A 14646-nucleotide genomic window follows, 5' to 3' on the forward strand; every position below is an offset into this window, starting at 1 on the left:
CACCATCTGCATTCAGCGCTCGGATACATCACCCCCAATGAGAAAAGAACCGGCAAGGATTCCGAGCTGTTCAAGCGGAGAAACGCCACGATGGAAGCTGCTCGAAACTCTCATGCTGAACGATGGGGAAAGCGATCCGTCAGGAAGTGGACGCCATCTAATGTGGTGGTTCTGAATCCTGGTAAAAACTATGAAGGACAATCCTCTACCGAAGGTAAAAAATCTTCACAAAATATTTCAAAGAGCGCGTAATCTATGTTGACATAAAGCGATGGCAATCGTTATCTCCGCGATGGTGATATCAAGCGCTTACGTCTCATTGGAAATAGAAAATGGTTCAGAAGAATGGACCCCTCTCTCGGATTATCATGGGCCGAACACGAAAGATTTGTAGAATCAGGTCGGACCACCAAGCCAGGATGGGAATTTTTGCTCGATGATCGGAAAGATCACATCATTCGGTTACAGACACAGAGCAGAAACGACTATAAAGGTCCCGGTTTTATGCTTGAGCAACCGGAGTACCTTTATAACAATGGTGAACTGTATAATTTGTCTATTCCCGTAGGCACCCTCAATCGAGAAGAGCGATATAAAATCAACGAACATATCATACAAACCATAGTGATGCTTCAAACGCTGCCTTTCCCCGATGCACTAAAAAGAGTCCCTGAATTCGCGGGCACACATCACGAACGGCTTTCAGGGGATGGGTATCCCAGAATGCTTAAGGCTGATGATCTATCTATTCCTTCCCGAATAATGGCGATTGCCGATATCTTCGAAGCCTTGACAGCTGGCGACAGGCCGTATAAGAGAGCGAAGAAGATCTCGGAAGCCATCGAGATATTGTATCAATTCAAAAAGGACAATCACATCGATCCGGACCTGTTCAATCTTTTTCTTACGTCCGGGATTTTCAGGATCTATGCAGAACAGCATCTTCCCCCGGATCTCATTGACGAAGTGGATATTGAGCAGTATTTGGATTAATGATATTACACGTTATCTTTCGGAACCGCAGCTTCCGCGAACCTGGTAACCTGGCGTGAAGCAGTTCCGGGAGATGCCAGCGTTCCTGGCCCTCCCACACAGCCGCCTGGACATGCCATACTCTCTACAAGCTTAGGGCTGGTCTCGCCTTTTTTAATTATTTTTGCCGTCTCGACCATAGGCGTACAGCTGTCGGTTATGTTTTTAGCCAAATCCGGGAAAGAGGCGCGTGCCGCCATCACCCATGAGTGGCAGCAGGATGTAGCCAAAAAATCACCATGTCCGGCAGAATATGTTCCAGTCCGGCGTTACTTTATTGCCGAACTGTCCGGTAAAGGAAGGTGCTACAATTGCGTACAACTTCTGTCTCAGGGGCGTATCATTCTGGTAATGGCGTTTCGCGGACAGACAATTGAACAGGGATGGGCCATACAGGATTGACACTTATCGGTAACGATCACCTCATCCTCGGGACATTTTTCGCATTCCGACGGATCTTTTCCTTCGATGATACATTGTACCGTTTCCATGAGAAGCCGCCTGCGCAGATCTGTTACCGGAGTGTAGATGCCGCGCATTCGCTCAAAGTTCCTTGTGACAGTGTTCGTTATAATCAGCATAGAAGAGACATTTACAGAAAGAAAGTTTTCCGGCCTGATTGTTTGATTTACTTCCGGCAATTTATTACCGTTTAAGTATGAAATACAGGGAGGAGACAGAAAAATAAAAAATGCCTGAGCATCAAGAACACCATCATCATAATCATTCCGAACACCACCGAATGATGATTCGGGATTTTCGAAAGCGTTTCTATGTCACTGTTATCCTTACCATTCCTGTTCTTGCCCTTTCTCCGCTTATCCAGAAATTCCTGGGATTTACCCTTGGATTCAAAGGAGATACCTTTGTTGTTTTTGCCCTTGCAACAGTAATCTTTTTTTACGGTGGCTGGCCGTTTCTTTCCGGTTTGGTCGGGGAGCTGAAGCAGAAAAGCCTGGGAATGATGACGCTTATAGGCCTTGCCATCACGGTGGCTTACGTCTATAGCGCTGCAGTAAGCTTCGGCCTGGACGGCTCTCCTTTTTACTGGGAACTGGCTACGTTGATCGCAATCATGCTTGCCGGCCACTGGATTGAGATGGCCTCTGTACTGAGCGCATCATCGGCCCTTGAGAAGCTGGCCCAATTGATGCCCAGTGAGGCTCACCGGAAAAGCGGCGGCGATATAATCGATGTCCCTCTGTCCGAGGTTCACAAAGGAGATTTGCTGGTCATCAAACCTGGGGAAAAAATTCCATCCGACGGTCTCGTAGTGAACGGTGGGAGCTATATCGATGAATCAATGCTGACCGGTGAGTCCCGTCCTGTGCGGAAGGGAGAGGGTGACAGGCTTATCGGCGGCTCGATAAACGGTGACGGCGCACTGGAGCTAAGAGTAGAGGGAACCGGAGAGGATTCCTATTTGTCGAAGGTTATCACCATGGTCAGGGAGGCCCAGGCTGCGAAATCGAAAACCCAGGCGCTTTCTGACAGGGCCGCTTTCTGGCTTACCATTGTAGCCATATCCGTTGGTATCGTGACGCTTCTGGCATGGCTGTTTGTAGGAAGGGACCTGCAGTTCGCCATCACCCGCATGGCTACGGTGATGGTCATTACCTGCCCCCATGCCCTCGGCCTTGCAATTCCCCTGGTGGTTGCGGTCTCTACCTCAAAATCGGCGCAGAACGGTTTGCTCATACGAAACCGCACCGCATTTGAGAATGCACGAAGAATAACGACGGTTGTCTTTGACAAAACCGGAACCTTAACAAAGGGGACCTTTGAGGTTACAGCCATAGACCTGCACAGCGATCAGTTCGATGAAAGACAGCTGCTCACTTACGCGGCGGCACTGGAAGCGCAATCCGAGCATCCTATAGGAAAGAGCATCGTCGCTTATGCAAAAAAGGAAAGCATCAGGCCTGAACTTGCGGAAAACGTTCAGGCAATCAAAGGCAAGGGGGTATCGGGAACGATTGCCGGAAGAGCGATACATGTTGTCAGCCCCGGCTATCTTGAGGAGCAGGGACTCCGGCGTCCGGAACATGCCGGCCATAAGGGAGGCGTTTCCCGTGTATTTGTCATTGTCGACGGAAGTGTGGCAGGGTCCATAGCCCTCTCAGATACAATTCGCCCGGAATCCTATCAGGCTGTCAAAGCCCTGCGGAAGAGGGGAATCAAGTGCTGGATGCTCACCGGAGACAACCGGGAAACTGCTGCGGCTGTGGCAAATGAGCTTGGGATGGATGGTTTTTTCGCAGAGGTTCTGCCGGATCAGAAACAGGAAAAGATCAGGGAATTGCAGAACGGTGGCGAGTATGTCGCCATGACCGGAGACGGAGTGAATGACTCCCCGGCCCTGGCACAGGCGGAGATCGGTATCTCGGTGGGGTCCGGGACCGATGTCGCCGCTGCTACGGCCGATATCATTCTTGTGGAATCCAATCCCCGGGATATAACGGCGCTTATCCTTTTCGGCAGGGCAACCTACCGGAAGATGGTACAGAACCTCATATGGGCAAGTGGTTATAACGTGGTGACCATCCCTCTTGCGGCCGGGGTACTGTACAGCGCCGGAATAGTGCTTTCTCCCGAGATCGGGGCGATACTGATGTCACTTTCAACGGTGATTGTCGCAATCAATGCCAGATTGCTTAGAATAAGAAAAGAAGACGTATAGGAGGCAAAAATATGATGAATGGATGGGGATGGTATCCCGGAACAATGCACTGGGGATATGGAGGAGGTATAGTAATGATACTGATATTAGCAGGCCTGATTGTAGGAGGCGTCTTTCTTATCCGGTGGGCGCTTAACCGTCCCGGTGGCGGATGGCATGAAGGTACCGCAAATGACAAACAAACTGCAGAAGAAATCCTTGATGAGCGGTATGCCAAAGGCGAGATTTCCAGGGAAGAGTACATGCAGATGAAGGCCGATCTTGGGAATAAAGCTTAGTTTAACATTACAGGAGGATTGGTATGACTATAATAAAACGATGTGCAATCGCTATATTAAGTTTGAGTTTCTTACTGGTTCCGGCCTTTGTCCTCACGGCAAATGAAGGTGGGCACGGCAGCGGTATCGACCAGATAATTGCCGAAATCGAGCAAACCCAGGGTGTAGAGACCATCAGCGAAATAAATCCCGACAGGGTCTCTCCAAAGCTTCTGGAAGAACTTGGTGATGCAGTTATGGGGATTATGATTTCGGATGAACAGCAACATGAATGGATGGATCAGATGATGGGAGGAGAGGGCTCTGAGCAGCTTGCTTCCATGCACCGCCTTATGGGCTACCGCTATCTCCAGAGTAACGGAGATCTTAGCTCCGGGCTTTGGGGGCCGGGAATGTCGGGATACGGCATGGGATACGGCATGATGGGGCCGGGCCTAATAGGTTCCTGGGGAGGGCACAGCGGATGGTACGGTTACGGTCCGGGCAGCCCTGACGTGATGGCCGGATTGATGAATCCCTGGCTCTGTGCGATTTGTCTTGTACTGTTGATTGCCGTGATCGTTCTTATTATCGCACTGGTAAAAGCAAAAAAGACACGCAGGACCTTTGACTCAGGGATAGCGAAAGAGATTATCCGTTCGCGCTATGCCAAAGGAGAGCTATCCAGGGAAGATTATCTCCAGCTAAAGGATGATTTGAAAGAAAACTAATCCAGGTGCTAATATTGGGCACCTCTGTCTCTATTGAACTGGGAGAGAAGCGGTAAGCTCTTGTGTAACCTCCGAGTGGTATTATGCCTGGATCTCCTCGTCGAAATAGCTCCAAAACCACTTTACATTTTGTCAATTTTGTTTTATATGAAACAAAATTGACATGGGAACGTGGTTCATGGATGAAATAAGGATGGGATTGGAACTCCGCACGTTGAATAATCTTGTCCGGCGCTATTTTGAGTTTTCTTCCCACAAGAAGGAAATCGAAGCAATAACCGGGAACAACGGGTGGATCATTGGGTATCTTGCGAGAAATACAGATGCGGGAAAAGATGTTTACCAGAAGGACATTGAAGAGCATTTTACTATTACCAGATCGACTGTGTCGAATGTGCTCAGCCTGATGGAGCAAAAGGGCTTGATTCAAAGGTTGGCCGTCGAACATGATGCACGCTTAAAAAAAATTGTTCTCACAAAAAAGGCAAAGAAGATTCAGGACCTCATGAAGGAAGATATTGACCGGATGGAAAGTATTCTGACTCAGGGGTTTACGGACGACGAATTGAAAATGCTGTATATGCTTTTACAACGGATGAAGGAAAATATATCTAATAAATAAATTCCCTCTATGTAGTACGCAAGCAACAGGTTAAGGAGATCATTATGATTAAAGTACTACTCTCCAGTATCCGGCAGTATAGAAAAGATTCTATCCTGACGCCGGTATATGTGATATTCGAATCCATCATGGAAGTCTTAATACCTACGTTAATGGCCTATTTGATTGACTACGGAATCATGCAGGAAAATATGTCCAATGTGTTTAAAATAGGCTTGGGACTGATTTTCTGCTCTATGATATCCCTTATTTCCGGTATTCTGGCGGGACGTAGCGCCGCTATAGCATCTGCCGGTTTTGCAAAGAATTTGCGCCATGATATGTATTACAATGTTCAAAGCTTTTCATTTTCGAATATTGACAAATTTTCTACAGCAAGTTTGGTTACCCGGCTGACTACAGATATTACCAACGTCCAGAATGCCTACATGATGTTCATCCGCATGGCGATACGAAGTCCCTTTATTATGATTTTTGCCCTGATCATGGCTTTCCGAATAGATGCTCAGATCTCTCTGATTTTTCTTGTGATTATTCCCGTGCTTTTATTTGGGCTTCTATTCATTGCCTCATATGTTCATCCGTTTTTTGTAAGGGTCTTTAAGACTTACGACAAGTTAAATAGCGTTGCCCAGGAGAATCTGAGAGGAATACGTGTTGTAAAATCATTTACCAGAGAGGCCCATGAAGAAAAAAAGTTCGGTAAGATATCCCAACTCATTTTTGCCGATTTTTCCAAAGCCGAAAAGATACTGGCATTCAATATGCCGCTCATGCAATTTTGCATCTATGCCGCTATGCTATTGATTTCATGGCTCAGTGCAAAGGCGATAATCGCCAGCAATAATAATCCGGCTATAGGTCTTTCCACCGGCGACCTTACCGGGCTTATTACATATACAATGCAGATCTTAATGAGTTTGATGATGCTTTCCATGGTCTTTGTCATGATCATCATTTCCCGAGCATCTGCTGAACGTATTGTTGAGGTCCTGACAGAGGAGAGCGATCTTAAAAACTGTGAGAAGCCTGTATATGAGGTGAAAAATGGCTCTGTTTCCTTTGAAGATGTTAGTTTTTCTTATGTGAGAAAAACAGACAAACCGGTTCTCGACGCCATTAATTTCTCCATAGAATCGGGGGAAACGGTTGGTATTCTCGGCGGAACCGGGGCATCGAAATCTAGTTTGGTCCAACTTATTCCTCGTCTTTATGACGTTGTAAGCGGAAGGCTAACCGTCGGTGGGGTGGACGTTCGAAATTACGACATTGAATCATTGCGCAATCAGGTTGCCATGGTCCTGCAAAAGAACGTTTTGTTTTCCGGAACGATCAAAGAAAACCTTCGCTGGGGCAATGCACATGCTTCCGATGAAGACTTGATCAGGGTTTGCAAGCAGGCACAGGCTGACAGTTTCATACAGGAATTTCCCGATACATATGACACCTATATTGAACAGGGAGGTACCAATGTTTCCGGCGGTCAGAAACAGCGGTTGTGTATCGCAAGGGCGCTGTTGAAAAACCCCAAAATACTGATACTTGATGATTCCACCAGTGCTGTAGACACCACGACGGATTCTCTGATTCGGCATGCATTCAAAAAGGAAATTCCCGATACGACAAAGATCATCATCGCTCAGCGTATAAATTCGATCCAGGATGCAGACAAAATTATTGTGCTGGATGAAGGCAGGATTAATGCTATGGGAACGCATGATGAACTACTTGAAACATGCAAGATTTATCGGGAAGTGTATGAATCCCAGAACAGAGAGAGTCTTATTCATGAATAATACAAAAGAGACGAAAACAGAAGGAAACTTGAATTCGGCAAGAAAACCTGTGTTTAGACAGTTCAAGCCCGGCACAATTAAACGATTGTTGTCGTATATGAAGGAATATAGGCTTCGGCTCACCTTAGTCATTATCTGTATCATACTCAGTGCGGGGGCCAATGCTGCATCGGCATTGTTTCTACAGTCCTTGATTGACACATATATCATCCCCTTACTTGGACAGCAGCACCCCGATTTTTCTCTGCTTCTGCGGGCTCTGCTCTTCATGGGAGCAATGTATAGTATCGGAGTTTTGGCAACGCTTTTCTATAACAGAATCATGGTGGTTGTTTCTCAAGGGACGCTCAAACGTATACGCGATAACATGTTTGCTCATATGCAGAGTCTGCCTATTAAATTCTTTGATACCCACAGTCATGGCGATGTTATGAGCTATTACACCAATGATACCGATACACTGCGTCAAATGATGTCCCAGAGCCTCCCTCAGATGTTTTCTTCCGTTGTCACGATTGCCACGGTGTTCTTTTCCATGTTGTACCTCAGTGTGTGGCTGACAGCCTTTGTTGTCGTGTTTACATTGGCTCTGCTGAAATTAATCAAACTACTGGTTGGGAAAAGTAGTGTCCACTTTATGAAGCAACAGGAATCCTTAGGAGACGTGGATGGATATATTGAGGAGATGATCAACGGGCAAAAGGTCGTTAAGGTTTTCTGTTACGAGGAAAAAGCAAAAGAAGCCTTTGACAGAAAAAACGATGAACTCTGTGCAAGTGCTACTCAGGCGAACAAATACGGGAACATTACCATGCCTATTGTAGGCAACATGGGGTATGTGTTATATGTGCTCCTTGCCATTGTCGGCGGGGCTGCTGCTATTGCAGGCATCAAAAACATTAGCCTCTCTGGAGCAGAGGTTTTAACCATCGGTACGATTGTCGCCTTTCTTACCTTGTCCCGCAGTTTTATTATGCCTATCGGCCAGGTTTCCATGCAGTTTAATATGGTTATTATGGCCCTGGCCGGCGCATCGCGTATTTTTGATTTTCTCGATGCAGAAGAGGAAAGGGACGAGGGGTATGTTACCCTGGTCAATGCCAAAGAAGAAAACGGCGAGATCAGGGAGTGTCGCGAGCGTACAGCCATCTGGGCCTGGAAGCATCCTCATGGCGATGGGTCGCTTACCTATACGAAAATGAAAGGAAAAATCGTTTTTGATAATGTCGATTTCGGATATGAAAAGAACAAGATTGTCCTCCATAATGTCGACCTGTATGCCGAACCGGGACAAAAAGTGGCGCTTGTAGGCGCTACCGGTGCAGGTAAAACCACTATTACAAACCTTATTAATCGGTTTTATGATATTGCAGACGGCAAAATACGTTACGATACTATCAACATCAACAAAATTAAAAAACCGGACCTTCGACGTTCACTTGGTATTGTATTGCAGGATGTGAACCTGTTTACAGGCACCGTGATGGAGAACATACGGTACGGAAAGCTGGACGCAAGCGATGAGGAATGCATAGCTGCTGCTAAACTCTCCAATGCGGACAGTTTCATTCACATGTTGCCCCAGGGATATGATACGGTGCTTGAAGGCAACGGCAGCGGCCTTTCCCAGGGACAAAGACAGTTAATCTCCATTGCACGCGCGGCGGTTGCAGATCCTCCGGTAATGATTCTCGATGAGGCGACCTCCTCTATTGATACCAGAACCGAAGCCATCGTGCAAAAGGGTATGGATGCACTCATGAAGGGGCGTACGGTCTTTGTGATTGCGCATCGTCTTTCCACAATTCGCAACGCCGATATCATTATGGTCCTGGAACATGGACGTATCATTGAGAAAGGAAATCATCAACAGCTAATTGAGAAGAAAGGGAAGTATTATCAACTTTACACAGGGTTCTTTGAGCTTGAATAGAAAGACATATGTAGTGTTCTGAAAATTGGTGATGGATATAGGCTTGTTACTTTTTTCGTTATTTTGTTAGTCAGGTTGAAGATGCGGCTGATCTTGATTTTTGCTTTCTCGCTTATATATACTTATTTTTGAATTAAGCAGCATAAGGGGGCTTATATGAGATTAAGTGCACGGAATCAGATTCAAGGTAAAATCACGCAATTGCGCAAAGGTACGGTGAATACTGAAGTTGTCATTAAACTGCAGGGAGGCGAAGAATTAGTTTCTGTTATTACTAACATTTCTGCAGAAAGGTTGGGCCTTGAAATTGGCAAGAATGCCTATACCATAATTAAAGCTTCAAATGTAATGGTAGGTATTGATGACTAATTAGGGCCTGCTGAAAAACAATTCCAATGGTCTTTTGCGCCATGCGGATAAAAGACAAACTTGGGATTACCGAACGCGAGTCAGTGGAACAGGTAAAAAAAGCGAAAAAAGATTTTGAGGTAGAGAACAGAGGCAAGCTCCTGATCGCTGTAACCTGCATACCTGCGGATATCAGCTATCCAACTGATTTGAGACTGCTGAATGTAGCGCGGGAAAAGGCAAATGCGGGGTGTGGAGTTCGGAATGAAAATACCGGTGGCCATGGTTGACGGGTACCCGTTCCTGGAGAAACTCAGTTGGGATGGCTACAACGAAGCGATGGATCTGAAAGATTATATCGAGAACTACCACAGACGGTTTGGATATTATCCTGAATCGGTACATGTGGATCATATCTATTGCAACCGTGAAAAGAAAAGGTACTGCAAGGAGAGGCTCTGGCTTCGGGATCACAAGGGGCGTCTTTTGTTCATTTTTCCACTACCGAAGAGGAATAAAAATGGTATAAACCGGGCCTGCTGAGTTTTTTCAGCAGGTCCTAATTATACGCGCATTTTCAATTTAGCCAAATACATATTTTAAAGTACCGCTCGATATATTAACAAGTTATGTGGGGAGGGTTGAGACCTCGTCACTATGCTTTTGTGGATTTTAGAATCAATCTTTTAGATCCCGAATTTGTAACCTATTTACCAGCATTAATGGGGCGAGAAGATTTTCAAATTTCTATTTGACAGATGAAAAAAGCGGATTTAGACTAAGTATTAGTTAGCGAACAACTGAACAAATCGATAACGAAGAAATATTGCAATGAAAATTCAAAGGATGGTTTTAATGAAAATTACAGAAATTGAAGTATTTCGCCTCCCTACAGCTAATACAAAGTTAAACAGCCCCATAGGTTGTCGCATACATACGGATGAAGGCATTTGCGGAGATGGTGAAGCCGGAATGGCATATGGTATCGGTGGCTCGGCTGCATTTGGCATGGTTTGTGATTTGGCTGAGTTGGTTGTCGGTATGGACCCCCTATGCACAGAATTAATCTGGGAAACGATGCATAAACGTACTTTCTGGGGTCAAAACGGTGGTTCTGTAGTATTTTCGGGTATTGCTGCGATTGACGTAGCGCTGTGGGATATCAAGGGCAAGTACTTCAATGTTCCCGTGTATCAATTACTCGGTGGCAAGGTACGGGACAAGCTTCGAACATACGCAAGCCAATTACAGTTTGGCTGGGGCCAAGTTGGTGTTTCAGAACATCTATGGGCAGTTACTCCTGAAGATTATGCCCACAATGTCAAACTTGCAATCAAAGAAGGGTTCGATGCTATCAAGATTGATTTTTTTGATCGCGATGAAGAAGGTAACCCTTTTCTTTTCCTCGATACAACCGGTTTGTTGACACCAAAAAAACTCAAAATGGTTGAAGCCCGAATGAAAGCAGCACGTGAAGCAGCCGGAGAAGATGTGGATATCATCATGGAAAACCATTCATATACTGATGCTCTAGGTGCTGTACAATTGGCCAGACTGGCCGAAAGATACAACATTATGGCTTTTGAAGAACCCAACTCACCAACAGTTCAGACAGTCGAGTATATTGCCAAGTACACTTCTGTTCCCATCGCAAATGGTGAGCGTTTGTTCTCCCGTTGGCAGTATCTGGAATATTTCAAAAAGAACTTGCTTCAGTTGGCACAACCAGATATCGGTAACTGCGGCGGTATTTCCGAAGTGAAAAAAATCTGTGATATGGCCCATGCTTTTGATGCTGGTATTCAGGTTCATGTGGCAGGCAGCCCTTTGGCAACCAATGCAGCATTGCATGTTGAATGTACCATTCCTAATTTTATCATCCATGAGCATCACACCTGTAATCGTATGAATACTTGTCTGGGATTGACAAAATACAATCTCCAACCTGAAAACGGGTTTTTTACTGTTCCGGAGTTGCCTGGTATCGGAAATGAATTTTTGCAATCAGCGATTGACAACGCAATTTTGTACAAAGTTATCAAGTAAAATCCTTGCATGAGCAGGTAAACCAAAAGGGGAAACATATGGGAATCAAAGTAATCAAGGAAGCAGCACCGAAATCAGGTACACTGGGAAGACCAGAGCTTTTTGCACTTGCAATCGGGCAAGTCATTGGAGCGGGTGTCATTACCCTAATTGTACCTGCTATTAAAATGACTGGGTACTCAGCTTGGCTCGCCTATTTTGCTGCAATCATCATTGGTTTTATTATGATATTGCCGACCGTCTTTATTTCGTCAACACTGCGTTTGGGTGGTGGAAACTATTCTATGCTCTGTGACCTTGCAGGTCCAACCGTTTCTGGTATTTTTGCATTTTCCTACCTGACTCAGTGTCTTTCGACTGCCCTCTTCGGGGTAGCAGCAGCAGCGTATCTGGGGGATGTGATTCCCGTCCTTGGAGGTCCCGTTGCAAGGGCAATTGTTGGCGTCTCGTTGTTGACTATTTTTTATGTGGTGAATATTAGAGGCATTGATATGATGGCAAAGGCACAAAAAGCGATGACTTGGATGTTGATTGCAGCTTTGGTTACTTTCGCCATCGTTGGCATTTTAAAAATAAATCTTCCCATTTTCAAATTTTCCGATCCAAATTTCCTGATTAACGGGTGGGGAATAAAGTTTACTGAAAATAAGATTACGGGAGGATTTTTTGGCGCAGTTTTACTATTTGTGTATTCTTGTCAGGGATATTATATGACCATTGCGTATGGTCGAAATTCCAAGAATGCAAGAAAGGATATCCCTATCGTTTTGATTATGGCGGTTCCCACGCTTATCATTTTGTATGTAGGCGTTGCTTTGGCTGGGGTTGGTGTTATGAGCGTCGCAGATTATGGCAACTCCAGTACGCTGGTTTTTGCAGCACAGAGAATTTTCCCTTCCTGGCTGTATTATGCATTCATTATTTGTGGTCCCATCATGGCCTTATTGTCCACCCTGAATTCCAGTTTTGCCTACAATGCTATCACAATCGGCCAATCCTGTGACGACGGTTGGCTGCCAAAGGCATTCGGCAAAACAAATAAAAAAGATGCTCGTGTCAATGTTTTGACCTTTATGTATCTCTTGGGTATTATTCCCATCATTTTCCGCTTGTCGATCACTACTATCGTAAACATGGTACAGCTGTTCATGTCTTTTTTTGCATTCCTTAATTTTGTTGCATTCATAAAGATGCCTAAGAAGTATCCGGATGCATGGAAGAAAGCACGCTTCCATGTTTCTAATGGCTGGTACATTACAATCTGTGTTGCATCTTTGATCGGTTACATCATCGTATTCTGGAAATCTTGTCTTTCAATGAGTACAACGCTTGCTATCGGTAATGTTGTCATCCTGTTACTTATGACTGGAATCGGTATTTGGCGTTCCAAGACCGGTAATATCGAGATTCATACTTCTGTTTGGGCAGAAGATTAATTTCACTGCAGAATTTCTAAACTTGCGTTTATAACTTTTCCATACCCCTTGGGGTATGGAAGAAGTTGCTAATAATAGGTGTATTTCATAATTGGAGGTATAGTTTTATGAAAATCACAAGTATTGAGTGTTATTTGGGTTATGCCGTAACAGTCAAGGTCAATACGGACGAGGGAATTTCCGGGTTTGGCGAAGCAGGTTTGATGTATGGCAATTGTCGTGAAGCTGCCTTTGGTCAATGCCAGGATTTTGCTTCATTGGTAATTGGGATGGATCCTTTCAACACTGAAGAAATCTGGGAACATCTTCATCGCCATACTTTCTGGGGTATGAATGGTGGCGTAGTGGTTACCTCTGCTATGGCCGCTATCGACACTGCATGTTGGGACATCAAGGGAAAAGCTTTGGGCCTCCCGGTATATAAACTGATTGGAGGAAAAACCAATAAAAAACTGCGTGCATATGCGAGCCAGTTACAGTTTGGCTGGAAAAAGATGGTTGAATCCAATGGGGGACTAGGTCTCCTGTATGAACCAAAAGAATATTATGATGTCGTGAAGGAAATCATGGAAGATGGATATGATTCAGTGAAAATCGACCCTGTGTTCGTACCTTACAAGAAGGGTGATGCCGGGAAAATCTTCGGAACTCAAGGCACACATCATCGTGGATCAATGCGTCAGCATGACCTGCAACTTGCAGTAGACCGAATTGCCGCTGCTCGTGAGGCTGGTGGTCCAGACCTGGATATTATCGTTGAAATCCATTCACTTTTGGATGCAAATACAGCTTCGGATCTTGGAAAAGCTCTAGAACCCTATCGCATCATGTATTATGAGGAACCTACCATGCCCAGCAATCCAGACATGTTTAAGTATATTAAGGAACATTGCAATCTTCCTCTTGCAACTGGTGAACGTAGTTATACACGTTGGGGATTCCGTCAGTTCTTTGAAGATCGAAGTTTAGCTATCGTACAGCCAGACCTTTGCAATACAGGAGGTATTACTGAAACAAAGAAAATTTGTGATATGGCCCAGGTCTATGATATGGGTGTTCAAGTCCATGTTTGTGGTGGTCCTATCGCAACTGCAGCAGCACTGCATGTTGAGGCTACTATCCCCAATTTCTGCATCCATGAAGAGCACAATGCTAACTTGACAAAAGCTTGTATTGCTTCTGGCAAGTATCATCTCCATCCAGTGAATGGGTATTACGATATCCCAGAAATGCCTGGAATCGGACAGGAGATGAGTGAAGCAGAGATGGCAGGCGCAAAGAAGGTTGTCATCGATGGGCCGAAACCTGGTCCGGCTATGTTAAAGTGAACGAGTCCCGCCTTATCGTTGGGCTTTCATGCATTGCAGACGCAATTTGAATGTAGCCGACACTATGAGTTTTGTGTGAAGGTTGCATTAATAGATGTTTTTGAAAAACGGCCTTTTTCTTGTCTTTTATACTGAAAGAGGCCGTTTTCTTATAGTTTCATGTTTCTACGAATTGTCAACACCGGAATGAAATTGCAGTTTTTCACCGGAGTTAAATTGCAGAGTTCCGGCAAAAATCTTTAGAAGCCAACGGCTCCAATTTTCATTCTGTCTTTCATGCGATACGAATCACCCTTCAGGCTGACTACATGCGAATGATGTAGGAGCCGGTCTAAGGTAGCAGTGGCGACCGCATCATCAGCCATAATCTCACCCCACTTGCCAAAGGTCTTGTTTGAAGTGAGGATGATAGATCCACGTTCATACCGGGTGTTGAT

16 protein-coding genes and 1 pseudogene are annotated in these 14646 nt (G+C 45.1%); 14 read left to right on the top strand and 3 right to left on the bottom strand.

Annotated features, from left to right (window positions below):
* Positions 1-252, top strand: a pseudogene (locus tag F459_RS24310) (hypothetical protein); the annotation flags it as partial.
* A gap of 177 nt (positions 253-429) precedes the next feature.
* Positions 430-993 (top strand): HD-GYP domain-containing protein, encoded by a 564-nt coding sequence (locus F459_RS0121040; protein WP_245540248.1) that lies wholly within the window; start codon positions 430-432, stop codon positions 991-993.
* Positions 994-998: 5 nt separating this feature from the next.
* Here the strand turns inward: F459_RS0121040 and F459_RS24735 are convergent, their stop codons facing one another.
* Positions 999-1262 carry a [Fe-Fe] hydrogenase large subunit C-terminal domain-containing protein gene (locus F459_RS24735; RefSeq protein ID WP_211214030.1) on the bottom strand — a complete coding sequence of 88 codons (264 nt, stop codon included), beginning with the start codon at positions 1260-1262 and terminating at the stop codon, positions 999-1001.
* Positions 1263-1361: 99 nt separating this feature from the next.
* Entirely contained in the window at positions 1362-1571 is a 210-nt protein-coding gene (locus F459_RS0121045) for a hypothetical protein (RefSeq protein WP_020614633.1), read from the bottom strand.
* 152 nt (positions 1572-1723) lie between these two features.
* On the opposite strand from F459_RS0121045, the gene F459_RS0121050 reads away from it, so the two are divergent.
* The 12 genes from F459_RS0121050 (at position 1724) to F459_RS0121105 (ending at position 14209) form a co-directional block, all read left to right on the top strand.
* Positions 1724-3712 carry a copper-translocating P-type ATPase gene (locus tag F459_RS0121050; protein WP_020614634.1) on the top strand — a complete coding sequence of 663 codons (1989 nt, stop codon included), beginning with the start codon at positions 1724-1726 and terminating at the stop codon, positions 3710-3712.
* 74 nt (positions 3713-3786) lie between these two features.
* Positions 3787-3990 (top strand): SHOCT domain-containing protein, encoded by a 204-nt coding sequence (locus F459_RS0121055; protein WP_245537607.1) that lies wholly within the window; start codon positions 3787-3789, stop codon positions 3988-3990.
* A 23-nt stretch (positions 3991-4013) separates the two neighbouring features.
* Positions 4014-4700, top strand: coding sequence for an SHOCT domain-containing protein (locus tag F459_RS0121060; RefSeq protein WP_020614635.1), 687 nt, complete (start codon positions 4014-4016; stop codon positions 4698-4700).
* 178 nt (positions 4701-4878) lie between these two features.
* Entirely contained in the window at positions 4879-5322 is a 444-nt protein-coding gene (locus tag F459_RS0121065; protein WP_020614636.1) for a MarR family winged helix-turn-helix transcriptional regulator, read from the top strand.
* A gap of 44 nt (positions 5323-5366) precedes the next feature.
* A complete protein-coding gene (locus F459_RS0121070) occupies positions 5367-7118 on the top strand; it encodes an ABC transporter ATP-binding protein (RefSeq protein ID WP_020614637.1) in 1752 nt (583 codons plus the stop codon).
* Positions 7111-9051, top strand: coding sequence for an ABC transporter ATP-binding protein (locus F459_RS0121075; RefSeq protein WP_020614638.1), 1941 nt, complete (start codon positions 7111-7113; stop codon positions 9049-9051). The genes F459_RS0121070 and F459_RS0121075 overlap by 8 nt, the downstream gene beginning before the upstream one ends.
* A gap of 156 nt (positions 9052-9207) precedes the next feature.
* Positions 9208-9420 carry a TOBE domain-containing protein gene (locus tag F459_RS0121080; protein ID WP_020614639.1) on the top strand — a complete coding sequence of 71 codons (213 nt, stop codon included), beginning with the start codon at positions 9208-9210 and terminating at the stop codon, positions 9418-9420.
* 41 nt (positions 9421-9461) lie between these two features.
* Positions 9462-9689, top strand: a complete 228-nt coding sequence (locus F459_RS23385) for a hypothetical protein (RefSeq protein ID WP_154651762.1) — start codon at positions 9462-9464, stop codon at positions 9687-9689.
* Positions 9664-9942 carry a hypothetical protein gene (locus tag F459_RS22760; protein WP_020614641.1) on the top strand — a complete coding sequence of 93 codons (279 nt, stop codon included), beginning with the start codon at positions 9664-9666 and terminating at the stop codon, positions 9940-9942. Before F459_RS23385 ends, F459_RS22760 begins: the two co-directional genes overlap by 26 nt.
* Before the next feature lie 312 nt (positions 9943-10254).
* Positions 10255-11445, top strand: a complete 1191-nt coding sequence (locus F459_RS0121095) for a mandelate racemase/muconate lactonizing enzyme family protein (RefSeq protein WP_020614642.1) — start codon at positions 10255-10257, stop codon at positions 11443-11445.
* Positions 11446-11483: 38 nt separating this feature from the next.
* Positions 11484-12881: an APC family permease gene (locus tag F459_RS0121100; protein WP_020614643.1), complete on the top strand. Its 1398-nt coding sequence runs from the start codon at positions 11484-11486 to the stop codon at positions 12879-12881.
* Between the two features lie 107 nt (positions 12882-12988).
* Positions 12989-14209 carry a mandelate racemase/muconate lactonizing enzyme family protein gene (locus F459_RS0121105; protein ID WP_020614644.1) on the top strand — a complete coding sequence of 407 codons (1221 nt, stop codon included), beginning with the start codon at positions 12989-12991 and terminating at the stop codon, positions 14207-14209.
* 239 nt (positions 14210-14448) lie between these two features.
* Here F459_RS0121105 and F459_RS22765 read toward each other — a convergent pair.
* Positions 14449-14646: ATP-binding protein (locus F459_RS22765; protein ID WP_020614645.1), on the bottom strand; the 198-nt coding region annotated here is incomplete at its 5' end.

This window comes from Sediminispirochaeta bajacaliforniensis DSM 16054, from assembly GCF_000378205.1.
GTDB classification, from domain to species: Bacteria; Spirochaetota; Spirochaetia; order DSM-16054; family Sediminispirochaetaceae; genus Sediminispirochaeta; species Sediminispirochaeta bajacaliforniensis.